This is a genomic window from Arthrobacter sp. SLBN-112, from assembly GCF_006715225.1.
Taxonomy (GTDB): domain Bacteria; phylum Actinomycetota; class Actinomycetes; order Actinomycetales; family Micrococcaceae; genus Arthrobacter.
This window is the reverse complement of sequence record NZ_VFMU01000001.1, coordinates 3,487,474-3,510,008: the sequence shown is the minus strand read 5'-3', so window position 1 is coordinate 3,510,008 and position 22,535 is coordinate 3,487,474. Positions and strand designations below refer to the sequence as shown.

The following is a 22,535-nucleotide window of genomic DNA, read 5'->3' as shown; positions in this document are numbered from 1 at the left end:
GCCTTCCACGGAGTCAGCCGACGACGTCGAGCGCCACGAGGTGCGCGCCCTCACCGTGGGCGAAAATCGCCAGCGTCGTGCCCGCCAACGACGGGAACACCAGATCCGTTACCGTGGCCAGGCCCTCCTGGGCAAACACCTCCACCGAGCAGCGGTCGAGGTAGACACGCAGCCGGAGGCGGCCGTCCTGCAGGGGAACCGCCACGGCTTCAATAGACGGGAAAGCTCCATGGAAACTGACGTTCCCCGACTCCCGGCGGTCAAGCCTGAGTATTCCCTCCGCCACGTCATAGCTGACGACGGTGCGTTCGGTATCCGCGCTCCGCACCAGCAGCCCCACGCTGTCCGCAGTGCCCGGCCGGAACTCAACATCAATCCGTGCCACCTCTGCCGCAGCAGGCAGTGCCAAAAGACCAGGTGCCAAGGCCTGCGGTCCAAGCTGCAACTGTGCGGATTCAAGCCCGGGAAACGGATCGATGGCCTGCTGCCGCAGCGCCGGCTTCCCGTCCACGCGGGTGAGTGAGACTTCACGTGGCAGGGACATGGCGCTTCGCCACTCTCCGGTGGGCGTCTCCCGGGCATAGTCCCAGTTGTTCATCCAGCCGATCATGACGCGGCGCCCATCGGGCATGTTGCTGAACGAGACGGCGGCATAATAGTCCCGTCCCCAGTCCAGCCAGCCGTACTCGCGCATGCGCGAACCGTCGCTCTGCAGGCCCTCCGTGACGGTCGACCCGGACCGGAACGCCACGCCGTCGAAGGTTCCAAGGAAGTACTGCCCCGCTGAGCCGCCGGCGACACCGCCCGGGTTGATGTTCACGATGAGCACCCACCGGCTGTCCTGCGGATTCCCGTCGACGGGCAGCTCGAAAAGGTCCGGGCACTCCCACACTCCGCCGGTGGCATTGGCGGGTCCGAAAGTGCTCAGGTGTTCCCACGCTTTCAAATCATCGGACTTGTACAGCACCACCTGGCGCTGCACCGCCTCCACGGCGACCATCACCCAGTAACTGCCCGCGTCCCCGTCGTACCAAAAGACCTTCGGGTCCCGGAACTCCGCCGATGCGCGGTCCAGGACTGGGTTGCCGTGGTACTTGGTCCAGGTCAGCCCCTCGTCCAGGCTGTACGCCAGAGACTGGGCCTGCCGGCCGGCCAGCGGGGAGGCATCGGTATAGGCGCTGGTGTACACGGCGACGAGCGGGGGGTTAGCGGGCGTGCCGAAGCCGCTTGTATTGAGTTCGTCGAACACGGCCGAGCCGGAAAAGATCGCTTCGTGCTCATCGCATGCAATCGCCACCGGCTGCTCGTCCCAGTTCAGCAGGTCCCCGGACGTGGCGTGTCCCCAGGACATGTTGCCCCACTCCGGGCCGAAAGGATTGTGCTGGTAGAAGAGGTGGTAGGTGCCGTTCAGGTACACCAGCCCGTTCGGATCGTTAAGCCAGTTGCGCTCAGAGGTGTAATGCCATTTGGGCCGGAAAGGGTCCGGGGTGGACACCGAAGGTGCGCCTGCCGCCGTCGTCAATGTCTTCATGCTCAGCCCTTCACGCCGCTGGAGGCGATGCTGTTGACGAACGAACGCTGGAAGGCGATGAAGAGCACCACCACCGGGACCGTAATCAGGGATGCGTAGGCCATCACCTCGCCCCACGAGACGTTCAGCTGGAAGAAGTACTGGATGCCGATCATCACAGGCCGCAGTTCCTCGGACTGGACCACCATGAGCGGCCAGAGGTAGGAGTTCCAGGCCGGCAGGAAGGTCAGGATCGCCACCGTCGCCGTGGCCGGGCCTGCCAGGGGCATGACCACCTGGCGGTAAATCTTGAACCAGCCGGCACCGTCGATCCGGGCTGCTTCATCCAGTTCCTTGGGGATGGACTCAAAATACTGGTGATACAGGTAGATGGAGAACGCGTTGGCGATGAACGGAATGATCTGGACCTGGTAGGTGTCCAGCCAGCCCTTGGAGAACTCGAGGCTGAAACCGTTCAGCTCAAAGTAGGGGAGCTGGTTGACCCACCACACCAGGGGCAGGGCCAGGGTCTGGAACGGCACGATCAGGGTGGCCAGGATCGCGGTGAAGACGATCTTCTTACCCTTTACCTGCATGCGGGACAGGGCGAAGGCGCACACGCTGTTGACGAAGATCCCCAGCACCACGGTGACGGCGGAGACGCCCACCGAGTTGAGCAGGAAGCGTGCCGCCGGGACACGGTCGAACACGGCGGCGTAGTTGTCGAAGGAGATGTTGCCCACCGGCAGGAACGCCGCAAGCGATGACATGTCGCCGAAGATCTGCTGGTCCGGCTTCAAGGAGGACACGAGCATGAAGACTATGGGGAAGGCAGCGACGACGGCGAAGAGGACGCGCACCAGCATGGTGCCGGCGCTCCTGAAAAGCAGTTGGTTTTTCATGTCAGTCTTTCTCCCGCGTGAGGTAGCGCTGCACCGCGGAGACGATCAGTACAAGGACGAAGAACACCAGCGAGATGGCGGATGCATAGGAGGTTTCCTGCTGCCGGTAGCCGGACCGGACGGCCTCGTAAACGATGGTGGTGGTTGAATCCATCGGGCCGCCCTGCGTCATCACACTGATCTGGTCGAACAGGCCCAGGGCCTGGATGGTGATGGTGACCAGGACCAGGCTGCGGGTGTGGAACAGCCCGGGCCACGTCACGTACCGGAATTGCTGCCATCGGCTGGTGCCGTCCAGCTGCGCCGCCTCGTACAGCTCGCCGGAAATGCCCTGCAGCCCCGCCAGCCAGATGATCATATGGAAGCCCGCGGCCTGCCAGATGGACAGGATGATGATGGCCGGCATGGCGGTAATGGGGTCGCCCAGCCAGTCAGGTCCTTTGATCAGGCCGAAGCTGACGGTGGAGAGAATCTCGTTGATCAGGCCGTCCTTGCGGTACATGAACAGCCACAGCAGCGAAACCACCACCATGGAGGTGACCACCGGCAGGAAGTACACGGTACGGAAGAAGTTCACGCCCCGGAACTTCTTGTTGATCAGGAGCGCCATCACCAGGGCCAGGCCTGACTGCACCGGGACAATCACCACGGTGAAGTAGGCCACGTTGAGCAGTGCCCGGTAGAACGTGGGGTCCGTGAAGAGCCGTGCGAAGTTGTCCACTCCCACGAATTCGACGGGACGGGGTGAAATGAGCCTGGCGTTGGTGAAGGCCAGGCCGAAGCCGAGGATGGCCGGGATGAAGACGAAGGCCAGCAGCAGCACTGCTGCCGGGGCGATCATGCCCCAGCCGCTGAGCTGGTCGCGGCGGAAGCCTGGGCGGCGGCGTGCGTTGGTTTTGGCGTCCGACGGCGGCGGGGCGGGTTTTGATGCTTCGGGAACGCGGGGACGGGTGGGGAGGGGAACAGTTGCCATGGGATTCTCCGATCGACCGGGCCTGGGAGGCCTGCACCGTTGGGTACGGGCCTCCCGCGGGTCCGGCTATTTCTTGTAGCCGCCGTTGGACTTGATGTTGGCGTCGATCGCCTTCACGGCCTTGTCCAGGGTTGACTGGGCGTCTGCCCCGTTGAGGATGTCCTGTGTGGCTTTCCCGAATTCGGTGGCGATGAAGGGGTACGCGGGGGTCTCCGGCCGCATCACCGCGTAGTTGCGGGAGAAGTCCATGAAGATCCGGTTGGCCCCGCCTTCGGCGAAGGCCGGGATCTGGGCGGCAGCCTCGTTGCTGGCGGGAATGGCGCCCGTTGCCTTGGCCACCGCCGCAATGTTCTCCGGTTTCAGTGAATAGGAGAGGTAGTCCATGGCCGCTTCGGAGTTGCTGCAGCCGCTGGTGACGCCCCACTGCCAGGAGGCGCCGCCGATCTTCGGGCCCTTGCCCAGGTCCACCGGCGGCATGACCACCAGGTCATCGCCCAGTGCTGCCTTGGCCTTGTCCGCAGCCCAGGAGCCGGTATACACGATGGCGCTCTTGTTGTTCAGGAAGTCCTGGGTGGAGTCCTTGCCGCTCTTCTTGGCCATGAAGCCCTGGTCGGCCAGGCCGCGGAACCAGCCGGCCCACTCCACTGCCTTGTCGCCGTTCAGCACGCCATCGGCGCTCTGGAAGCCGTCCCTGTTCACCAGGTCGCCACCGAAGGACTGCAGGAACGGGGAGTAGGCATACGGCAGCCATTCGCCGGTCCCGGCAGTGCCGATGTCCAGGGGATAGTCCCATTTGCCCAGCGCCTTGAGTTTGGTAAGGGCTTCCTGGAACTCTTCCTTCGTCCACGGCTGTTCGACGGTGGCAGCACGGACGCCGGCAGCCTTAAGGTCCGAGGCGCGTGCCATCATGGCCAACGCGACGTCGTAGTAGCCAACCGCGTAGGGTTTTCCGTCCCATTCCGCCACGGTGCTGGGCAGCTGCTTGGAGAGGTCCGCGCCCAGTTCCAGCGGCTTAAGGTAGCCGGCCCAGGCCCAGTTGGGGACGTTGGGGCCGTCTATGTCCACAATGCATGGCAGCTTCCCGGCCGCAGCTGCGGAGACCACGGAGTCGTTGTATGAGTCCTGGGGGAAAGCCTGGACCTTGATCTTCACCTTGTCCTGGCTGCCGTTGTAGGAGTCGACGATCTTTTGGACGGCGGCCAGTTCATCGGGGTTGCCTGCGTTGTGGGTCCACAGCGCAATTTCGCCGGATCCTTCCGTGGAGGAGGAGGCACTGCCCTTTCCGCAGCCGGCGAGGGTGGCAGTGAGTGCGGCTGCGGCTATGCTGGTCGCGAGGACCTTGGTGAGCGTCTTGTTCATGGGTCGGTCTTTCTGCTTGGACACAGTGGAGGGATTGATGGGGTCCTGCCGGGAACGCGGCCGCTGCAACGGCTGCGTTCCCTTTTTGCGGGTTTTACTGAGGGCCGGGTCCGCTGTGCGAATCCGGCTCAGTCTTTGGGTGGTTCAGTCTTGGGGTGGAGCCACGGACTCCCGCTCAACGAGCGGGCAGGTAATCTTTTCCTGGATGCGGGCGGCGTCCGGGTCATCAAGTTCGGCGAGGAGCTTGAGGACGGCCCACCGGCCCATTTCGTAGTGGGGGAGGGCCACCGTGGACAGCCCGGGCCACAACGCATCCGCGATGAGTTCGAGGTTGTCCACCCCCACAATCGAGAGCTCCTGCGGCACCTTGAGGCCGAGGTGGCCGGCGGCCTGGTAGGCGCCCATGGCCATCTGGTCGTTGAAGCAGAACAGCGCCGTGGGCCGCTCCGTTCCGGACAGCAGCTGCAGTGCCGCTTCCCGCCCTCCGGCCGTGCTTGGATGTGCGGCCACCAGGTTCCCTTCGGCCAGTTCGAGTCCGGAACGGAGCAGGCGTTCGCGGAAGCCTGCAAGCCGCCCGTGGGCCGCCGGAATGTCGTCCTCGTTGTTGATCATGGCGATCCTGCCGTGGCCTGCCGCCACCAGGAGTTCGGCAGCTGATTGGCCGGCGCCAAATTCATCCGGCACCACGGAGGACAGCCGGGGATCGTTCGTGGCCGCATCCAGCACGACCGTCGGCAGGCCGTTCAGCTCGCCCGGAGCGGATACCAGCTGGTGGAACATCCGGGCGTAGATGACCCCGTCCACTTGGTGCTGTTGCAGGGCCCGGATTTCCTGTCGTTCGAGTTCATTGTCCAGGCCGGAGTTGACCACCATCAGCAGGTGTCCGTGCTCGGAGGCTGCGTCTTGTGCACCCTGGATCATGGCGCCGGCAAAGGGGGTGGTGGTGATCTCGTCGCTGACCAGGCCGAGGATCCGGGAGCGCTGGTTGCGCAGTCCGCTGGCCAGCCGGTTGGGGGCGTAGCCGAGTTCTCCGGCCACCGCCTTGATGTGCTCCACTGTCTGGGCGTTCACCCGGGAGCTGTGCGCTTCGCTCAGGGCATGGGACACGGTGGTCACGGACACGCCGGCAGCTTTCGCCACGTCCCGGATGTTTACCTTGGTCGCCATTGACTTCATTCCTTTGCAAAACGTTTTGTATGTTGCCTGCATCACTATATGCAAAACGTTTTGCTCCGGTCAAGGCCTCCCAGGCCTTTCGCGGCTCAAATGCCTCGATTACCCCTCGTCCGCTTTGGCGTACAGCGCCAAAAGATCGCGACTGAACTGGTGCGGCGATGTTTCGCACGGACTGTGCCCGCCCCTGTATACCCCGATGCGGGCGCGAATGGCTTGCGCGAACAGCCGGTGCAATTGAAGAGGCCACAGGTCGTGTTCGCCGACGGCCACGAACTTGGGAATTGGGGCCTCCGCCAGCTGCTGCCGAAGATTCGGAATGTTCTGCATGAGGGTGTAGATGTCCCGGACGGCGGCGCGGCGCGTGAAGCGGAAACGGTAGTTGACGAACCGTTGCCGTCCCGGCGGCACGTGGACCATGCGGCCGCTGCGGATCCCCCAAATCAGGAGGGCAGCGCCTGCCCGTCCGTTCACCCACGTGCTCAAGCGGCCGAGGTGGCTCACGCCCCTGAAACCCTGCCCGGGCTCCGGCGGGCAGCCCAGCAGGGTGAGGGACCTGAAAAGCTCCGGGCGTTCCACATAGGCCATTTGGGCGATGATCCCGGCGAAGGAATAAGCCACAACGTGGATGGGGGTGGCAGCGGTTTTCGTGACCGCCAGGAAGTCCTCCACGAAAAGCCGGTAGTCGTAATGCTTCCGGGGCGGCTCCAGGTTCTCCGGGCCTGCGCCTGCTGACTGGTACTGGCCGGCCAGGTCGTAGGCCAGTGCGAAGTAGCCGGCGTCAGCCAGGTCGGGCATCATGAGCGAGAAATCCTCTTTCGAACCGGTGGCCCCGGGTACCAGGAGTACGCAGGGACTTTCCGGATTACCCAGCGCCAAGGCGGCCAGCCTGCCGCTTGGAACATCGATGGCGAAACGCACCGAGCCCGCCGGCGGGACTGACCAATCGACGTCTCCCAACTCCGCATCCAGGAGGGCAGCCGCATCCACCAGGGCAGAACCAAACTCCTCAGGATCAACCCCGTACTCTTTCCGGTCCGGCTCCGCCATGGTCCCAAGATAACCCCGCAAACCCTACGGCTGGCCGCTTCCGAGGATCCGCCGCGCATCTTCCTGCGCCTGAAGCGCCGGATCACTGACCACTTCACCCCTCAGATGCCCGGCGGACGAGGTGATGCCCCGGAGCTCGGACACCGTCAGCGCCGGGTTGGCGCCATGCGCCACCGCGTGGCAGTTATGGCAGAGTGGAATGAGGTCGGCGATCGGGTCAAGCTGGTATCCACTGCCAAGCATCGCCGGCGGCACCACGTGGTGCACGGCAGTTGCTCCTGCGCCGGCCTCGCCGTAGGCGGACTCGAAGGAGAAGCCGCAGGCCGCGCACGAGGTGCCATGGAAGGCCAGGCAGGCCCGGCGCGCGTCAGGGTCCCGCTCGAAGCGGTTCACCTGGACATTGCTGACGGCGCCCGGGGGACAGGTTCCGGCCACCACCTCGGTGGGAGCCGTCGTCGTGGGTCCGTATTGCCGCCACAAGCGCTGCAGAACGGGCCCGGACGACGGCGGCAGGCTCACCAGGGAGGGCGGATTCGCCATATCCCAGGGGCCGCCGGGAAAAGCCTCCCGAAGAGTCCCGGGACGTATCTGTTCACCCAGCGGCAGCAGTGAATCGAAGGCCACCGCGATGTACCAGTCCGGGGCACCGGGAACCTCGCCTGTTGCAGCCTGGTACGGCTCCGACGCCACCCACCCGTGGCCGATCAGTCCGCTGCCCGCATCATTGCTGCCTCGCAGCAGGAGCCAGGCTTCGCTTCCCGGGAGGATGTCAGGGCGGGAGCCGATGCGCCAACGGTCCAGGTACCTGCCGGACTGCGCCACCTGCCCGACGACGGCCCCATAGTCCCAGCGGCGCAGCCGTCCCAAGCCGCAGCCAAGGATTAGTGCCACTGCCCACCGAACCCGGCCATGCGTCGTCGACCCCCAAGCCCTTGCAACGGAACCTAGATCGGTTCCTTGGCCAGGGCCTTGGTCTTGGCGGGCGTTTCCCGGCCCAGGCGTTCATCAAGCGTGACGCGCAGCCTGGCCGCAGCAACCTGGACCCGGTGTTCGGCGGGGGTGGCTTTTTTCCCGGCAGGCTTGGCAGCGCTGTTCCGGGGAGGGTGGACAAGGCGGTGTTCAGGCGATGCTGCACTCATGGTTCAACCTCCCTGGCATTGTCTTCATCCGTTGTTCCATTCTCGCCTAAGTTCCCACCGTCGTCCACGAAGGCCGTCTCCCGCCCCGGCGCTGTGCCGGCTTCTTCATCGTCCCCGTTCTCGTCGCCGGACACACTCTTCCAGGCGATGTCGAACAACTCGAGTTCCTCGGTGCGGGCGAGTTCACTCCTGGCCAGGACTTCCAGCGTGGCCAGGCCCAGCGCCTTTGTCCCTTCATCGGGATCCAACGCCCGGTCCAGCGCCCACTGCGTACGGCGCCACCATTCCGCACGGCTGTCTGCTTCGGTCTTCTGCCGCAGGGCGTCGGCGTCCGCTTCTCGCTTTTGGTCCAACGCGGTCTGGTCAGCAGCGGTGCGCTGCTTGAGCGTCCGCCAGTTGATGTAGAAGGCAAGCAGGGCTGCGATAAGAACGGCCAGGGGTCCAAGCCCCGCCAGGATGACCCACCAGTCCGCCGGTCCCGAATGGACGACGACGTCCAGCGGGCCGGGGGAGGGGACAGGGGTCACCAAACCAGCTTAGGCGCAGTCCCGCTGCACCCGGGCCGACACTCCTGCAGCAGCGTTGCTCAGGCGCCGCGCCGGGAAACGAGGACCGGCCCGTGAGCGTGGTGCAGTACAGCGTGTGCGGTTGACCCCATGGTCTCCCGCAGGACCCCGCGGCCCTGGGAACCCACCACCACTATCCGTGCTTCCCGTGCGGCCTCGAGGATGGCGTGCGGGACAGAACTGTCCGCGGGCAACCTGCCGTCAACGGCAACATCCGGGGCCACGGTCCGCGCCTGGGTCAGGGCGGATTCAAGGACTTCCCGGGCCTCAGCCGAGCCGTCCTGCCCGCGCGGCCGCAGGTAGCCGGCGGGCTCGTACCGGACGTGGACCACCGTAAGGGGTGCCTGCCATGCGGAAGCAAGGCCACAGGCGTCTTCCAAGGCTGCCGGCGAACCCGATGCATCGACGGCGGCGAAGACGGGTCCGCCGGGATGGGTGTCCTCCCGGATCACAGCCACCGGGCAGGCAGCTGTGGCCGCCAGCTCCAGGCTCACGGACCCCACCAGGAGGCCCAGGAAACCGCCCAGCCCGCGGCTGCCCACAACCAGCATCTTCTGACCGGCGGAAAATTCAGCCAGGAGCTGTGCGGGCAGTCCGTGGAGCAGGGTGCTGCGGATTTTAAGGCCAGGTACTTCCGCTGCCGCATGCGAGACGCCCTCCTCCAGGACGGACTGGGCGGACTGTTCCAGGCCACTGCCGGACACCCCCGGGACAGGACCCAGGTGCCTTGTCAGCAACGGCCACATTGAACAATGCACCACATGGAGCGGGCAATTGATGGCCCGGGCATGGCGCGCCGCCCACCGGACGGCGGCCGCTGCCTCGTCCGAGCCGTCGTAACCGGCCACAATTTGCCCCGAACCGAGTGTCATGCGGCAGCGCTCCTCTCAGGCCGATCTTCACTGGCGGGACCTTCGCCCCTTTGGCGCGCCGGGCCGTTGGTTCCATGCTGAATCCAGGAATCCTTCTGATTCTAAGAAGCGGGGAGGGATATGGGCACCATGGTGGGCCGGATAGCCGTGATCATGCTTGCCCTGGCTGCCACCCTGCTCGGTGCTGCGGCCCCAAGCGCTGCCGTGGTCCCGGCAGCCGTCGTCGTGGAAGACACAGCCGGTGTCCTGGACCGGAACACGCTGGTTCCCGCGATCGAAAAGATCCAGTTCTACGAGCCCACCCGCGTTGCCGTCTTTACGTACAACGGAAAGCCTGAGGACAACCTCAATGAAGAGGTCCTGAAGTTCGCCCGTGACAGGCACCCCGAGTGGATCAGCGCGGATGGACAGAAATGGGCAGATGGGTTGTTCATTTTCGCGCTCGACCCGGTGGGCCGCCACGTGGGCACCTACATGGGCGAAGACCGGAAAGTGTCGCTTGAACAGCGCAGCGACATCCAGGACGCTTCGAAGGAACTGTTCCGCGACGCGCAATGGACCGACGGCACGGTGGCCGGAATCCGGCGTGCCGCCGAGCTCATCAACCAGCCCTGGTACAGGTCTGCCGCCTTCCTGATCACGGCCTGGATCACCGGGGGCCTTGCGGTCCTGGGCGCGGCGGCGTGGCTGATTGTCCGGGCCGTGACCAGGACATCCTGCCGCAAGCAGATCGAACGCGGTGACCGGAGCTACTCCAACGTCAGCATGGACCTGGACGTCACGGAGCTGAATGCCGGCACCATCCCCGAATCATCCCGATACGGCAGCCGCATCCTGGAGAAACACCGCACCTTCCTGAGCCGGTATGCAGCCTCTACGGAGCTCTCCAACCAAGTGCACGCGCTGGGCAAACGGGCGCTCAGCCGGCGGAAGAACCTCAAGCTCGCCCGCCAGTTCGCGGATGCCGCAGCAGAGCTGGACGCCCTCGATGATGTCATCGCCGACAGCAACGCCCTGCTCAACCGCGCCGACACCTGGCCTACCGCCTGGGACCGGCAGCTCGCCCCGTTCCGCAAGGACCTGGCCGGGCTTGAGCAACTCCTGGCAAAACGCCACGGGCAGGGGGATTCGGCCACCGCCACGGCGCTTCGTTCCTTCCGTGACGGGAGCCTTCGGGACATCGAACGGTGGACGGCAGAACTGGCCGACCGGCGCATCAGCCCGGAAAAGGCCCTGGACCGGCTCTATGAGGCACGCTCACGGCTCTCGGAGCTGTTGGAGAACCATGCCGAAACCGTCATCCAGGGCTTCGCAAAAAATGAGCGCGAGGCCCGCCTGATGCGCGAGCACATGGAGACGGCACACGAGGGCCTGGACCACCACAGGCAGCGGACCTACGAACCGAGCATCCTGGGCACCGTGTATCCGTCGTACAACTTTTTCTCCGTGGCCACATTCAGCTCCGGCTTCAATACCGGGGTCAGCAGCGTCAACTCCGCCAGGGGCGGCGGCAGCACCACGGGGTACGGCAGCAGCGGCGGCAGTTTCTCGGGATCAGGCAGTTCGTCGAGCTTCTAGCAGCCCAGTCAGGAGCGAAGCCCTCCTGGCAAGCCGGGCCTGGGTGGGCCGTTGCCCGATGGCTGTGCCTATGCGGCGCCGAGGGAGTTGAGCCGGGGAATTCGATGCCGGACGGTATAGCGCGGATGCGGCGCGGAGGCCAGCGCCATGCCCGGCGGTGGCGAAACCACGTCCCGGATCAGCCCGGTTCCGGCGCATTCACGCACCTCTTCGATGGCTGCGGCCGCCGCCCGTTTGTCAGTGAATTGTCCGGAAACCGCCAGTACGTGTCCATCCGGCATCACAAGCCGGAACCGGATCTGTGAATCTTCATCGACAAACAGTTCGAACGTACCTGCCATAAGCCTTGCTCTCCTCTAGCTCCTGCCCCCGTTGATGAGGCTGCATGCCGGCCTGCATGGGCCGCGGCAACCCGGATGCACAACCCCAGCGTGGTGCTTCCGGCCTGGACCACCATCTCAAATGACCGGCGGGCTTTTTAGGGACCAAAGACCTTGACCGCCGGCACCGGGCTTCGGGCGGGCACGCGGGACAGCCGCATGAGTGCGATTCCTGTGGCGATGAACCACACCCACAGCAGGATGCCGTAGCCCCAATAAAATTCGGGCGCAGCGTGCCGGAGGACCTCGCTGACCACACCCAAGGCTCCCGTGCCCGCACCAAGCCAGCCCAGGTACCGCGGGAAGAGTGCTGCGCTTCCCCGGAGCATCGCCAGTCCCATCAGGAGGATTCCGAGCGCAGAGAGGGCGCCGACGATGGCAGGAGTGTTGTTCTCCGCAATGATGGCTTCGGCGGCGGTGGCGTAGGCTCTGCGTTCTTCATCCGACCCGGCCGCCGTGAAGCGGTCGCTGAGGTACACCAGGTTGAGTGAACCCCGGCTGCTGACCGGTACAGCAAGCAGGAGTGCCCAGGGCAGGGCGCCGAAAACAAGCGCAATCAGGGGAAGGCTCTTCTGACCGGCCGAGAGAGCGACGAAAAGTGCTGCAAAAACAAGGACCGGAAGGATGTTCGGCAGGATCCACAGGACCTGCTCGGCGACGTAGACCTGCTTGTTGGCGGCGATGAACTCCAGGGTGGGGGCTCCGCCGTGCACGGGCGGGGGAGCCATGAAGTCGAGTACCAGGGCAGCTATCAGCAGGAGCACAAACAGGATCGACGACGCGCCGGCTGCCAGATACAGGAGCTGCCAGCCGTGCCGGTCCCCGGTGTCTGCCGCAGTACCGCCGGCCGGCGGACGGTGCCGGGCGCCCGGATGCCGGCCGGTCAAGGGGAGTGCCTTGTCATGGCTGGACTCTGCCATCCGCCTGCGGGGTGGGGTAGTGCCTTTGGACCCGGTGAGAAGCACGGCACCCAGTGACCAAGGGCCCTGTTCCATCGAGCCGATCCTTGGAAGACTGCGGGACCTAACCCATGATCGCGTTTCCCTGGAGGACGACATGACCGCAGATGCCCAGCAGCCAGCCCACCCCGGGCGTGAAGAGCGGCTCCGCGTAGAGCTGGAGGACGCCGCGTCCCGGAAGTGGTGGGCGCGCATCCTCTACACGCTCGGCTCACAGTATGGACGCACGCAGCTGCGCTTCGTGGGCAGGACGGAGGACGGCCACCGCCTTTACACCAGCGATACGTTTCCCGGACCACCGCTGAACAAGACACCACCGCAAGAGGCCTGGGCTCCCGGCCTGGAAGCAAGCCTGGGCCAGCTCCGCCAGGAAATTGCACGCGATGGATGGTCTGAAACCAGCCGCGGCACCCAGCCGTGGGACCTGACCTTCAGCCGCCGCAACGGCTCATAGCCCTCCGGCCCCTCAGTCGTGGGCCATTCTCAGGCGACCGGCCAGACCACCCTGGTCTGCCATGTCGCCGGATTGGGTTGTGCTTCCGGATCCGTCAGGTAGTACTCCCACATGGTCTCTGAGGGGGCGGCGCCGCCGGCCTTCATATGCTCAAGAATGGCATCGTAGGTGGTGCCCAGGCTGTCATAAGGGCCGGTGTGGATGGCTTCGACTGCGTCGGTATCGGGGAGCATCCCGCTGGCCACTTCCGCGGTTCCCTGGAAGTTCCCGGCCACGGGAAATCCTGCTTCAACGTCCACTGTCTCATCCGGCATTCCGTGGTACAGCGCGAACGGAGGGCCTGCCGGGCTGGCGCCCTGCTGCTGGACGGCGGCCATGACTGTGCCAAAGGCGCGGCCAAAGAAGCTTGTCAGTTCGTTCATGGGGACGCGTTCGCGGACCACGGCGATTGGTTGCGCGGTGATATGGATCCTCCGCGGCTGCTGGCCCTGTTCATTCATGGCATCAGCTTTGCCCTCCGGGCAGCAGCGTGACAGGGCCGTAGGACTCTAGGGGAAAGGTCAGGCCGCGGCGTCATACGCTTCCTGCATCCAACGGTGGACCTCGGCATCGAGTTGGGAGCTGTCTGTGAGCTCCAAGTGATGAATCCAGATTCCGGCTGCGGGATGGGCGATTTGCTTGAACCGGGGCGATTCCAGGTTCCGGGGCAGCGCGAGGGACAGGACCAACGGAACCGCTGATTTCACGTACACCCCCGGCCGCCAGAGGTAAGCGTAGCCGCGGCGCCGGCGAAAGGAGATTTCGCTCTTGCTGACCCGCACGTCGTGCGGACCCAGTTCCGCGGCCATCTGCTCCGCCGCCTGGTAAAGCCTTAGGGCCGTCGGTGCGCCGTCGAAGAACCGCTCCACCGTCAACTGCTGCAAGGTGGAAGGCCCTGCCTACACACTGCCGTTGCCCAGCGAGGCCGCAAGACCGGCGGCCCATGCTGCTGCCCGCTCTGCCTCGCCTTCAATGAGGGGTCCTTCGCTGCCTTTGACATAAAAGGCCGCGGGTCCGCCAACGATGCTGGCACCGGCCGCCTCAAGAGCCCTGGTGATCTTCCCGGCGGCATCACCGTGGACGAACAGCTTCACCCTGGTATCGAAAGCAACGGCCTTTACCCCGGTCAGCCTACGACGGCCGAGGTCTGCCAGCATTTCAGTGATCCGGGCGGTGGGCTTCCAGCCATTGATGGGACTGCCGACGACGAGCAGGTCACCCGGGTGCAGGGTCTCCGTATCGAACCCTTCAACCGGAACGGCGGCCGCACCCTGCCCCAGTCCGGATGCCACCGACTCCGCAATGGTCCTGGTGTTCCCATACGCGGTGTCGTAGAGGACAACGGCTTTCATGTGGAACTTTCGGTCTGTGTCGGCGGCATGTTGCCCTCAACCATGCTCCTGGTCCGGCTGCCGTGTCAGGGCCAAAAGTCACGGCAGGGCCCAAAGGCCTGCTGGAGGGCTTTGCCTGGAGGGGGTTGGGGCCTAATGCCCTAGCCCGGCTGCGGGCGGCCGGGTAGGTTCGGCTTTATGTGCGATCACCGCCGACTACTTGCCGGGGGGCCTAAGTGAGAAACCAGGCCGCACTGCCCGCGGCAACCAAGGGGAGTCCCGGCAACCTCGACGACGGGGCATCCCCCACGTCGCCGGCAGGAAAGGCATGGGGCTTTCTCAGGCGTTATCCCGTCGTCGCACTGACCTGCCTCGTCCTCCTCGCCACGCTGGTGATGCTCCAGGCCGGCCTGGACTTGCAGGTCCGCGTCCTCGCCTCCGCCTACGCCGCGGTCATCGTAGTGGCGCGTGCGCCTGGCATGGTCCGGTCCCTGCGGGAGGGACGCTGGGGTATCGACCTCCTGGCGCTGACGGCGATTGCCAGCACGGTGGCCGTGGGTGAATATCTCGCCGCACTGGTGGTAATCCTGATGCTGACCGGGGGTGAGGCGCTGGAGAACTTTGCCCAGGGACGCGCGGCACGCGAATTGCGGTCGCTGCTGGACAGGGCGCCCCGGTTCGCGCACCGGGAAGGGACCGGCGCGATACTCGAAGATATCCCCATTGGGGAGGTAGCACCTGGGGACATCCTGGTGGTCCGCCCGTCCGAGCTGGTACCTGTGGACGGCGAACTGCTGTCCGGCTCAGCCACCCTGGATGAGTCATCGCTGACGGGTGAGAGCCTGCCCGTTGAGCGCAGCAAGGGGGAACAGTTGCTTAGCGGTGCGGTCAACGGCGAGGCCGCTATCCGCATGCGGGCCGCGGCCGCCGCAGTCGATTCCCAGTACAGCCGCATCATCGCCCTGGTGGAGGAGGCATCCAACAGCCGGGCTCCCGTTGTCCGGCTCGCTGACCGTTACGCAGTTCCCTTCACCCTCCTGGCCCTGGCCATGGCCGGGACCGCCTGGTTCCTCTCGGGTGAGCCGCTCCGCTTTGCCCAGGTCCTGGTGGTAGCCACGCCCTGCCCGCTCCTGATCGCTGCCCCCGTAGCGTTCTTGGCCGGCACCAGCCAGGCAGCCCACAAGGGGATCATCATCAAGAACACCGGGACGCTTGAGCAGCTTGCGAAGGCCCGGACCGCCGTCTTTGACAAGACTGGAACGCTCACGTCAGGGCGGCCCGTCCTGGATGGCATCCAAGTGGCGCCAGGCCCGGGTGAGGCCTTGGGCAGCGAACGAATCCTGCAGTTGGCTGCCTCGGCGGAGCAGTACTCTTCCCACGTGCTGGCGGCCTCCGTGATCGAAGCGGCAGAGTCGGCCGGACTGGGACTCCTCCCGGTACAGCAAGCGACGGAGAGCGCAACGCACGGGGTGGAAGCTGTCTGCGACGGCCAGCGGGTGGTGGTGGGAAAAGCCGGCCTGGTCCGCAGTTCGTCCACCGGGTTCCGCGAAGCAGCAGTCCGGAGCGGCCAATTGGCTGTTTATGTGGCGGTGAACGGCGAGTACGCCGGGGCGCTGATCATGAAGGATCCACTGCGCCGCAATGCTGTGGATACCCTTGACCTGCTGCGCGGCCTCGGCGTGCGGAACACCATGCTGCTCACCGGGGATGCCCGCGCTACGGCGGCACACATCGCCGAGGAAGCGGGGATCGGGCACGTCCAGGCTGACTGCCTTCCTGAAGACAAGGTCGATACGGTGGCCGCCATCCGGGAACGGCCGGTCCTGATGGTGGGTGACGGCGTGAATGACGCACCCGTCCTGGCCGCGGCGGATGTGGGAATCGCCATGGGCGCCAAGGGGGCCACCGCGGCCAGCGAATCGGCGGACGTGGTGGTCATGCTTGACGACCTTTCCAAGGTGGCCCAGGCCGTGGCCATTGGAAAGCGGACCGTGGCGGTGGCCCTGGTGAGTATCTGGACCGGAATAGGACTCAGCGTGGTGCTGATGGCCATCGCCATGACGGGCTACATCCCAGCCGTCGTCGGGGCCCTGTTGCAGGAACTGGTGGACCTGGCCACCATCCTCAACGGCCTGAGGGCGCTGCGCGGTGCCGACCTTAAAAGCGCTGCCGACCTGCAAGGCCGTCCCGATCCGAAACGCGCGGGCTAAGCCACCGGCCGGCATGACTTTTGGCCCTTCCCGCCGCAACCCCCAGCCGGGATCGTGGTGTCCATGAACGCAGAAACAGGGGCCAAACCAGTCATCGTGGGCGTGGATGGTTCAGAGTACTCCTCCGCAGCCCTCCGCTACGCCGGCACCCTGGCAGCCCGCCTGGGCACCCGGCTCGAAGTCATCACATGCATCGGGATGCCGGACTACCTGGTCATGTCCCGCCTGGAAGGGGCGGACAGGCAGTTCACCGCGAGGCTTGAGGACGCTGCCGGCCGCCTGGTCGAGGATGCCCTGGGCCGGGCATTCTCCGGAGAACGGCCGGAAAACATCGACGTGACCGTCAAGTTCGGACCGCCGGCGAAAGTGCTGGTGGAGGAGAGCGGGCGGGGCCAGATGCTGGTGGTCGGACGGCACGGAGAAGGTGGCTTGCTGAAGTCCTCCATGGGCTCGGTCAGCAAGGCATGCGCGGCCCACTCGAAATGCCCGGTGCTCCTGGTGGGGCAGGAGGCGGACCCTGTGTGAGGACCGCGGAGGGCCTGAGCTCTGAACGGGCCGCGCAGCTCCTGAAGCAGGCAGGCCCCAACCAGCTTCCCCCGGAAATAACCGTCCCGCAATGGCGGAAGCTCTGGGGGGAGATGACGCACTTCTTCGCCCTCATGTTGTGGTGCGCCGCCGGCCTGGCCTTCATCGCGGACATGCCTCAACTGGCGGTGGCGATCATCGTCGTCGTCATTGTCAACGGGGTGTTCGCCCACATCCAGCAGGAACGCGCCCAGCACGCCGCCGCAAGGCTGCGCAGCCTGCTGCCCGCCGACGTGGTGGTGCGGCGGGACGGGAAGGTGCGCAAGGTCCACGCCAGCGAGCTGGTGGTCGGGGACCTGGTGCTGCTCGCTTCCGGCGACCGTGTGCCCGCAGACATGGATCTGCTGTCGGCGTCCGCCTGCGACGTGGACGAATCCATGCTCACCGGCGAAAGCGAGCCCGTGCCCAAAGCCGCAGGCGATCCTGTATGGGGCGGAACCTTCCTGGTCAACGGCTACGGAGAGGCCGCCGTGTCCGCCACCGGTGCCGGGACCAGGCTGGCCGGGATCGCCGCCCTGACCAGCGGAGCTGTTCCACCTCCCACGCCGCTGTCCCTCGAACTGCGGCGGATTGTGCGTGTCACCGCAGGCGTGGCCCTGGGCATAGCGGCGGTCTTCTTCCTGGCATCGCTGCTGGTGGGCTTTCAATGGCGCGATTCCTTCCTGTTCTCCATCGGGGTTGCCGTGGCACTGGTTCCGGAAGGGCTCCTGCCCACCGTCACGCTGTCACTGGCGATGGGTGCCCAACGCATGGCATCCCGCAACGGACTGGTCCGCAACCTCGAAGCCGTGGAAACCCTGGGCTCGACCACCTTCATCTGCACCGACAAAACAGGGACCCTGACACAGAACCGGATGAACGCCGTCGAGGTCTTCACCACGGAAGGGACAGTCCAGGTGACGGGCCAGGGATATGACCCGGAAGCGCTCATCGAGGGCCCGGGCGTGGACAGGGCGGCCCAGGCGGCGCTCGCAGCCCGTACCGCTTCACAGGGCAGGGCCGAACTGCACAACGGTCAGTGGCATGCCCAGGGGGACCCGATGGAAGCAGCCATGGACGCCCTGGCCCGCCGGCTGACGGGCACCGGACCAGGGCCTTCCCCCGCGCGCCGCTTGCCGTTCGACCCGGTCCGGCGCCGGGAGTCCGCCCTCGTGGGTCCTGAACTGTTCTGCAAAGGTGCCCCCGAAACAGTCCTCCCGCTGTGTGAGTCCGTTCCGGGAGCGGCCAAGGAGCAGGTGGAGGTCATGGCGACACGGGGCCTGCGTGTCATTGCCGTGGCACGGCGGAGCCTTGAAGGAGCACCCGATGCCTGGGACACCAGCCCGGCAGCCGAACTTGAAACCGGTATGGAGCTCCTGGGCCTGATTGGATTGCAGGACCCGCCCCGGCCGGATGTGGGCGAGGTGATACGCACCGCCCGGCAGGGCGGCCTGAAAGTCGCCATGATCACAGGGGACCACCCGGCTACGGCGGCAGCGATAGCGCGCCAGATCGGCCTGGCCGGCACCCCTGAATACGTCCTGGAAGGCGCTGACCTTCCAGAGGATGAGCAAATACTCGGTGCACTCCTGGACCGTGACGGAGTGGTGGTCAGCCGGGTCTCACCTGAGCAGAAGCTTCGCGTCGCCAAGGCCCTGCAGGCCCGAGGGCACGTGGTGGCCATGACCGGGGACGGCGTCAACGACGGCCCTGCCCTTCGCGCGGCGGACATCGGGGTGGCCATGGGGTTGAGCGGGACCGACGTGGCCCGGGAAGCCGCGGACCTGGTCCTCCTCGATGACCACTTCGGCACCATCGTGGCGGCCATTGAACAAGGCAGGGCCACCTACGCCAACATCCACCGGTTCCTCACGTACCACCTCACCGACAACGTGGCGGAACTGACGCCCTTCGTGATTTGGGCCCTTTCCGGCGGCCAGTTTCCGCTCGCCCTGGGCGTCCTGCAAATCCTCGCCCTGGACATCGGCACCGACCTGCTGCCGGCGCTGGCCCTTGGCGCCGAGCCGCCCGGCAGGCACGTCCTGGCCCGTCCGCCCGAACGCCGGCACCTGATGGACCGGCGGCTGGTCATCCGGGTCTTCTGCATCCTGGGGCCAGTGGAGGCGGCCATGGAGATGGCCGTGTTCTCGGCGGTCCTGGCCGATGGGGGCTGGACACGTGGTCAGGTTCCCGAAGCAGGGCTCCTGATGGCTGCCTCCGGCGCCGCGTTTACCGCCGTTGTGCTGGGCCAGCTTGCCAACGCATTCGCGTGCCGGAGCGCCACCCTGCCGCCCTGGTCGCTGGGCTGGGGCACGAACAGGCTGCTGGTGTGGGCTGTGCTGGCTGAACTGGCCATCCTGGCGGTGTGCCTGTTCGTGCCCTCTCTGGCCGCATTGCTGGGCCAGGCGCCGCCGACCCCCATGGGCCTGATTCTTGCGCTGCTCGCTGCTCCCGCCGTCCTGCTTGCGGACTGGATCCACAAATCGGTCCGCGGCCGGCTGCGGCGCGGCTAGGACCAAAGACTCTGCCTGCCCCATTGGCCGGAGGCCAGAATCGAGCCATGAGTGCCGCCGCAGAAACCTCCCTTACCGAGATCAACGTCAAGTGGATCCAAGACACAGGGATCGCGGACATCCCCTCGGTGGGAGGAAAGAACGCTTCCCTGGGGGAGCTGAGCCGTGCACTGCAATCGGCAGGGGTCAGGGTCCCCGAAGGATTCGCCACGACGGCCGCTGCCTACCGCGCATTTGTTGCCGCCAATGACCTGGAGCCGCGGATCAGGAAGCATATCGGGGAACAGCGTGCCGGGACCCTGACGCTGCGCCAGGCGGGCGCAGCGATCCGTGAACTGTTCCTGCAGGCCGCGTTCCCGGAAAGCATCGCCGCTGACATCCAGGAACACTACCGGGCACTCTGCCACCGCGCCGGACAGGCAGAGGTTGCCGTCGCGGTCCGCAGCAGCGCCACGGCTGAGGACCTGCCCGACGCCAGTTTCGCCGGGCAGCAGGAAACCTTCCTGAATGTTGCCGGCGCCCGCGCGGTCCTTGAGGCGTGCCGGCGCTGTTACGCCTCCCTGTTCACGGACCGCGCCATCAGCTACCGCGAAATAAAGGGCTACGACCACCTGGACGTTGCCCTGTCCGTCGGGGTGCAGCGGATGGTCCGCTCCGACCTGGGCGCATCAGGGGTGATGTTCTCGATTGACACCGAGTCCGGCTTTCCGGACGTGGTGGTCATCAGCGCCGCGTGGGGGCTGGGTGAAACCGTGGTCCAGGGAACCATCAACCCGGACAAATACCAGGTGTTCAAGCCGCTCCTCGCAGACCGGCGCTTCAGCCCCGTCATTGAACGCCAGCTTGGGGCCAAGGAACGCAAGATGGTGTACAGCCACGGCGGGGATGCCAGGACGCGGACCGTTGAGACCACAGACCGTGAGCAGCGCTCGCTGGTGCTGGAGGACCCCGAGGTGGTCCTGCTGGCCCGCTGGGCCGTGGCCGTGGAGGACCATTACGGGCGGCCAATGGATATGGAGTGGGCCAAGGACGGGGTAACCGGCGAACTCTTCATGGTGCAGGCAAGGCCGGAGACAGTGCAGGCCCGCCGGAGTGCCTCCACCTTCCGCACCTACCACCTCGCACAGCCCGGGCGGGTCCTGGTCACGGGTGCCGCCATCGGTGACTCCATAGCCCGGGGCCGGGCGTGCGTGGTCCGGGATGCCAAGGACATCGAATCCTTCGTTGACGGCTCCGTGCTGGTCACCCGGATGACGGACCCGGACTGGGTGCCCATCATGAAGCGGGCCGCAGGCATCATCACCGACCACGGCGGCCCTACCAGCCACGCGGCCATTGTCAGCCGGGAACTGGGGGTGCCCGCCGTCGTGGGGACACGCAACGCCACGGAGGTCCTGCCCGACGGCGGCCAGGTCACCTTGTCCTGCGCGGACGGCGAGGAGGGCCGCGTCTATGAGGGGCTGCTGGAGTTCACCGTGGAAGACATGGACATGCAGGCCCTGCCGGTAACCCGCACCAACGTGATGATCAACATCGCCAGCCCGGCAGCCGCGTTCAAGTGGTGGCGGCTGCCCGCGGCCGGTGTTGGCCTGGCCCGCATGGAGTTCATCATCAACAGCCTGATCCGCATCCACCCCATGGCCCTGGTCCATCCCGAAAGGGTGGCGGACCCGGAGGAGGCGGAACTCATCCGGCAGCTCACCAGCGGCTACCAGGACCCGCAGGAGTACTTCATCGACGTGCTGGCCACAGGGATCGCCAAGATCGCCGCCCCCTTCCATCCCAAACCGGTGATTGTCCGGCTCAGCGACTTCAAGAGCAACGAGTACAGCCACCTGGTGGGCGGCAGCGCCTTCGAGCGTCTTGAGGAGAACCCCATGCTGGGTTTCCGCGGCGCTTCACGCTACTACAGCAGCCACTACCGCGAGGGATTCGCGCTGGAGTGCAAAGCCCTCAAACGCGTACGCGAGCAGGCGGGATTCGGCAACGTGATTGTCATGGTCCCCTTCTGCCGCACCGTGCGGGAAGCGGACCAGGTCATAGAGGCGATGGAAGAGCACGGACTGGTCCGGGGCCAGGAAGGACTGCAGCTCTACATGATGTGCGAAATTCCCTCCAACGTGGTCCTGGCCGGAGAGTTTGCCAAACGCTTTGACGGGTTCTCCATCGGTTCCAACGACCTCACCCAGCTGGTGCTGGGGGTGGACCGCGACTCGGAGGAACTTTCAGGTTTGTTCGATGAGCGGGACCCGGCGGTGAAGTCCATGATTGCCGAGGCCATCACCAAGGCCCATGCTGCCGGCATCAAGATCGGAATCTGCGGACAGGGGCCCAGCAACCACCCGGACCTCGCAGAGTTCCTGGTGGGCCAGGGGATCGATTCGGTGTCCCTGAACCCGGACACCTACGTGCGGACACTTCCGGTTATCGCGGCAGCGGAAGCAGCCTTGGCCGCAGCCCTGGCCAAGGGGCAATAAAGCGCCTGGCCCTCACAGGGCCAGGCGCCGGCGTCGTACGTTAAACGTTCTCAGCTCCTGGTGACGGGGATCTTGGAGGGCCCGGTGCCCTGTCCCTGCTCCGGAATCGGGGCACGCACTTCAAGGACGCCGTCCTTGTACGAAGCCGTGACGTCGTCCTGCTGCACTCCGCTGGGGAGGGGAATCCGCCGGACGAAGGAACCGTAGCGGAACTCGGACCGGTAGCTGTCCTTGTCCTTGTGCTCCTTCTTTTCCTGCCGCTCGCCCCTGATGGTCAGGACGCCGTCCGTGACCGTCACGTCCACGTCCTTTTCCGGGTCGACGCCGGGCAGCTCGGCCCGCACCACGAGGGTGTTTCCGTCCACCATCTCTTCAACCCGGATGGCGGAGGACCCCATATCACCTTCGAAAAGCCGCTCGATGACATCCATGGGGGAGCGGCGGTTATCAAACCATTTCATCAGGTCAGTCATTGTTGCCTCCTGC

General features: G+C 65.8%; 22 protein-coding genes. 6 read left to right on the top strand and 16 right to left on the bottom strand.

Annotated features, from left to right (window positions below):
• Positions 1-13: 13 nt before the first annotated feature.
• The 10 genes from FBY33_RS16130 to FBY33_RS16085 all read right to left on the bottom strand — a co-directional run bounded on the left by FBY33_RS16130 (position 14) and on the right by FBY33_RS16085 (position 9,544).
• Positions 14-1,531 (bottom strand): glycoside hydrolase family 32 protein, encoded by a 1,518-nt coding sequence (locus tag FBY33_RS16130; RefSeq protein WP_142031426.1) that lies wholly within the window; start codon positions 1,529-1,531, stop codon positions 14-16.
• 2 nt (positions 1,532-1,533) lie between these two features.
• On the bottom strand, positions 1,534-2,412 hold the full coding sequence (locus FBY33_RS16125; protein WP_142031425.1) for a carbohydrate ABC transporter permease: 879 nt from the start codon (positions 2,410-2,412) through the stop codon (positions 1,534-1,536).
• Position 2,413: 1 nt separating this feature from the next.
• On the bottom strand, positions 2,414-3,385 hold the full coding sequence (locus FBY33_RS16120) for a carbohydrate ABC transporter permease (RefSeq protein ID WP_142031424.1): 972 nt from the start codon (positions 3,383-3,385) through the stop codon (positions 2,414-2,416).
• A gap of 66 nt (positions 3,386-3,451) precedes the next feature.
• Positions 3,452-4,744, bottom strand: a complete 1,293-nt coding sequence (locus FBY33_RS16115; RefSeq protein ID WP_142031423.1) for an ABC transporter substrate-binding protein — start codon at positions 4,742-4,744, stop codon at positions 3,452-3,454.
• Positions 4,745-4,888: 144 nt separating this feature from the next.
• On the bottom strand, positions 4,889-5,911 hold the full coding sequence (locus FBY33_RS16110) for a LacI family DNA-binding transcriptional regulator (RefSeq protein WP_142031422.1): 1,023 nt from the start codon (positions 5,909-5,911) through the stop codon (positions 4,889-4,891).
• A gap of 108 nt (positions 5,912-6,019) precedes the next feature.
• On the bottom strand, positions 6,020-6,967 hold the full coding sequence (locus FBY33_RS16105) for an alpha/beta fold hydrolase (RefSeq protein ID WP_142031421.1): 948 nt from the start codon (positions 6,965-6,967) through the stop codon (positions 6,020-6,022).
• 24 nt (positions 6,968-6,991) lie between these two features.
• Positions 6,992-7,858 carry an HNH endonuclease gene (locus FBY33_RS16100; RefSeq protein ID WP_142031420.1) on the bottom strand — a complete coding sequence of 289 codons (867 nt, stop codon included), beginning with the start codon at positions 7,856-7,858 and terminating at the stop codon, positions 6,992-6,994.
• 53 nt (positions 7,859-7,911) lie between these two features.
• Entirely contained in the window at positions 7,912-8,106 is a 195-nt protein-coding gene (locus FBY33_RS16095) for a hypothetical protein (RefSeq protein ID WP_142031419.1), read from the bottom strand.
• Positions 8,103-8,633 (bottom strand): hypothetical protein, encoded by a 531-nt coding sequence (locus FBY33_RS16090; RefSeq protein ID WP_142031418.1) that lies wholly within the window; start codon positions 8,631-8,633, stop codon positions 8,103-8,105. Before FBY33_RS16090 ends, FBY33_RS16095 begins: the two co-directional genes overlap by 4 nt.
• A gap of 59 nt (positions 8,634-8,692) precedes the next feature.
• A complete protein-coding gene (locus tag FBY33_RS16085) occupies positions 8,693-9,544 on the bottom strand; it encodes a universal stress protein (protein ID WP_142031417.1) in 852 nt (283 codons plus the stop codon).
• Positions 9,545-9,664: 120 nt separating this feature from the next.
• Here FBY33_RS16085 and FBY33_RS16080 point away from each other — a divergent pair, with 120 nt between their 5' ends.
• On the top strand, positions 9,665-11,122 hold the full coding sequence (locus FBY33_RS16080; protein ID WP_142031416.1) for a DUF5129 domain-containing protein: 1,458 nt from the start codon (positions 9,665-9,667) through the stop codon (positions 11,120-11,122).
• Positions 11,123-11,190: 68 nt separating this feature from the next.
• On the opposite strand, the gene FBY33_RS16075 is transcribed toward FBY33_RS16080, so the two are convergent.
• Both FBY33_RS16075 and FBY33_RS16070 read right to left on the bottom strand, forming a co-directional pair.
• Positions 11,191-11,463: a YegP family protein gene (locus tag FBY33_RS16075; RefSeq protein ID WP_142031415.1), complete on the bottom strand. Its 273-nt coding sequence runs from the start codon at positions 11,461-11,463 to the stop codon at positions 11,191-11,193.
• Positions 11,464-11,600: 137 nt separating this feature from the next.
• Positions 11,601-12,497, bottom strand: a complete 897-nt coding sequence (locus FBY33_RS16070; RefSeq protein WP_160141969.1) for a DUF4386 family protein — start codon at positions 12,495-12,497, stop codon at positions 11,601-11,603.
• A gap of 61 nt (positions 12,498-12,558) precedes the next feature.
• On the opposite strand from FBY33_RS16070, the gene FBY33_RS16065 reads away from it, so the two are divergent.
• A complete protein-coding gene (locus FBY33_RS16065) occupies positions 12,559-12,915 on the top strand; it encodes a hypothetical protein (RefSeq protein ID WP_142031413.1) in 357 nt (118 codons plus the stop codon).
• A gap of 29 nt (positions 12,916-12,944) precedes the next feature.
• Here the strand turns inward: FBY33_RS16065 and FBY33_RS16060 are convergent, their stop codons facing one another.
• Genes FBY33_RS16060 through FBY33_RS16050 form a run of 3 tightly spaced genes read right to left on the bottom strand, consistent with a single transcriptional unit; the run spans position 12,945 to position 14,306 of the window.
• Positions 12,945-13,415, bottom strand: coding sequence for a GyrI-like domain-containing protein (locus FBY33_RS16060; RefSeq protein ID WP_142031412.1), 471 nt, complete (start codon positions 13,413-13,415; stop codon positions 12,945-12,947).
• A gap of 60 nt (positions 13,416-13,475) precedes the next feature.
• Complete coding sequence (locus FBY33_RS16055) at positions 13,476-13,838, bottom strand: DUF5655 domain-containing protein (protein WP_142031411.1); 363 nt, start codon at positions 13,836-13,838, stop codon at positions 13,476-13,478.
• 15 nt (positions 13,839-13,853) lie between these two features.
• Complete coding sequence (locus tag FBY33_RS16050; protein ID WP_142031410.1) at positions 13,854-14,306, bottom strand: flavodoxin family protein; 453 nt, start codon at positions 14,304-14,306, stop codon at positions 13,854-13,856.
• Positions 14,307-14,521: 215 nt separating this feature from the next.
• Between FBY33_RS16050 and FBY33_RS16045 the strand changes: the two genes are divergently transcribed.
• From FBY33_RS16045 to ppsA, 4 genes are all read left to right on the top strand, one after another.
• Positions 14,522-16,495, top strand: a complete 1,974-nt coding sequence (locus FBY33_RS16045) for a heavy metal translocating P-type ATPase (RefSeq protein WP_142031409.1) — start codon at positions 14,522-14,524, stop codon at positions 16,493-16,495.
• Positions 16,496-16,558: 63 nt separating this feature from the next.
• Positions 16,559-17,020, top strand: coding sequence for a universal stress protein (locus FBY33_RS16040; protein ID WP_142031408.1), 462 nt, complete (start codon positions 16,559-16,561; stop codon positions 17,018-17,020).
• On the top strand, positions 17,017-19,572 hold the full coding sequence (locus FBY33_RS16035) for a cation-translocating P-type ATPase (protein ID WP_142031407.1): 2,556 nt from the start codon (positions 17,017-17,019) through the stop codon (positions 19,570-19,572). The genes FBY33_RS16040 and FBY33_RS16035 overlap by 4 nt, the downstream gene beginning before the upstream one ends.
• Before the next feature lie 47 nt (positions 19,573-19,619).
• Positions 19,620-22,049, top strand: coding sequence for a phosphoenolpyruvate synthase (gene ppsA, locus FBY33_RS16030; RefSeq protein WP_142031406.1), 2,430 nt, complete (start codon positions 19,620-19,622; stop codon positions 22,047-22,049).
• Positions 22,050-22,099: 50 nt separating this feature from the next.
• Here the strand turns inward: ppsA and FBY33_RS16025 are convergent, their stop codons facing one another.
• Entirely contained in the window at positions 22,100-22,522 is a 423-nt protein-coding gene (locus tag FBY33_RS16025; RefSeq protein WP_142031405.1) for an Hsp20/alpha crystallin family protein, read from the bottom strand.
• Positions 22,523-22,535: the final 13 nt, after the last annotated feature.

Coding starts and splice junctions, on each gene's coding strand:
- FBY33_RS16130 (WP_142031426.1), bottom strand. CDS start 1,531: ATGAAGACATTGACGACGGCGGCAGGCGCACCTTCGGTGTCCACCCCG.
- FBY33_RS16125 (WP_142031425.1), bottom strand. CDS start 2,412: ATGAAAAACCAACTGCTTTTCAGGAGCGCCGGCACCATGCTGGTGCGC.
- FBY33_RS16120 (WP_142031424.1), bottom strand. CDS start 3,385: ATGGCAACTGTTCCCCTCCCCACCCGTCCCCGCGTTCCCGAAGCATCA.
- FBY33_RS16115 (WP_142031423.1), bottom strand. CDS start 4,744: ATGAACAAGACGCTCACCAAGGTCCTCGCGACCAGCATAGCCGCAGCC.
- FBY33_RS16110 (WP_142031422.1), bottom strand. CDS start 5,911: ATGGCGACCAAGGTAAACATCCGGGACGTGGCGAAAGCTGCCGGCGTG.
- FBY33_RS16105 (WP_142031421.1), bottom strand. CDS start 6,967: ATGGCGGAGCCGGACCGGAAAGAGTACGGGGTTGATCCTGAGGAGTTT.
- FBY33_RS16095 (WP_142031419.1), bottom strand. CDS start 8,106: ATGAGTGCAGCATCGCCTGAACACCGCCTTGTCCACCCTCCCCGGAAC.
- FBY33_RS16085 (WP_142031417.1), bottom strand. CDS start 9,544: ATGACACTCGGTTCGGGGCAAATTGTGGCCGGTTACGACGGCTCGGAC.
- FBY33_RS16080 (WP_142031416.1), top strand. CDS start 9,665: ATGGGCACCATGGTGGGCCGGATAGCCGTGATCATGCTTGCCCTGGCT.
- FBY33_RS16075 (WP_142031415.1), bottom strand. CDS start 11,463: ATGGCAGGTACGTTCGAACTGTTTGTCGATGAAGATTCACAGATCCGG.
- FBY33_RS16070 (WP_160141969.1), bottom strand. CDS start 12,497: ATGGAACAGGGCCCTTGGTCACTGGGTGCCGTGCTTCTCACCGGGTCC.
- FBY33_RS16065 (WP_142031413.1), top strand. CDS start 12,559: ATGACCGCAGATGCCCAGCAGCCAGCCCACCCCGGGCGTGAAGAGCGG.
- FBY33_RS16060 (WP_142031412.1), bottom strand. CDS start 13,415: ATGAATGAACAGGGCCAGCAGCCGCGGAGGATCCATATCACCGCGCAA.
- FBY33_RS16050 (WP_142031410.1), bottom strand. CDS start 14,306: ATGAAAGCCGTTGTCCTCTACGACACCGCGTATGGGAACACCAGGACC.
- FBY33_RS16040 (WP_142031408.1), top strand. CDS start 16,559: ATGAACGCAGAAACAGGGGCCAAACCAGTCATCGTGGGCGTGGATGGT.
- ppsA (WP_142031406.1), top strand. CDS start 19,620: ATGAGTGCCGCCGCAGAAACCTCCCTTACCGAGATCAACGTCAAGTGG.
- FBY33_RS16025 (WP_142031405.1), bottom strand. CDS start 22,522: ATGACTGACCTGATGAAATGGTTTGATAACCGCCGCTCCCCCATGGAT.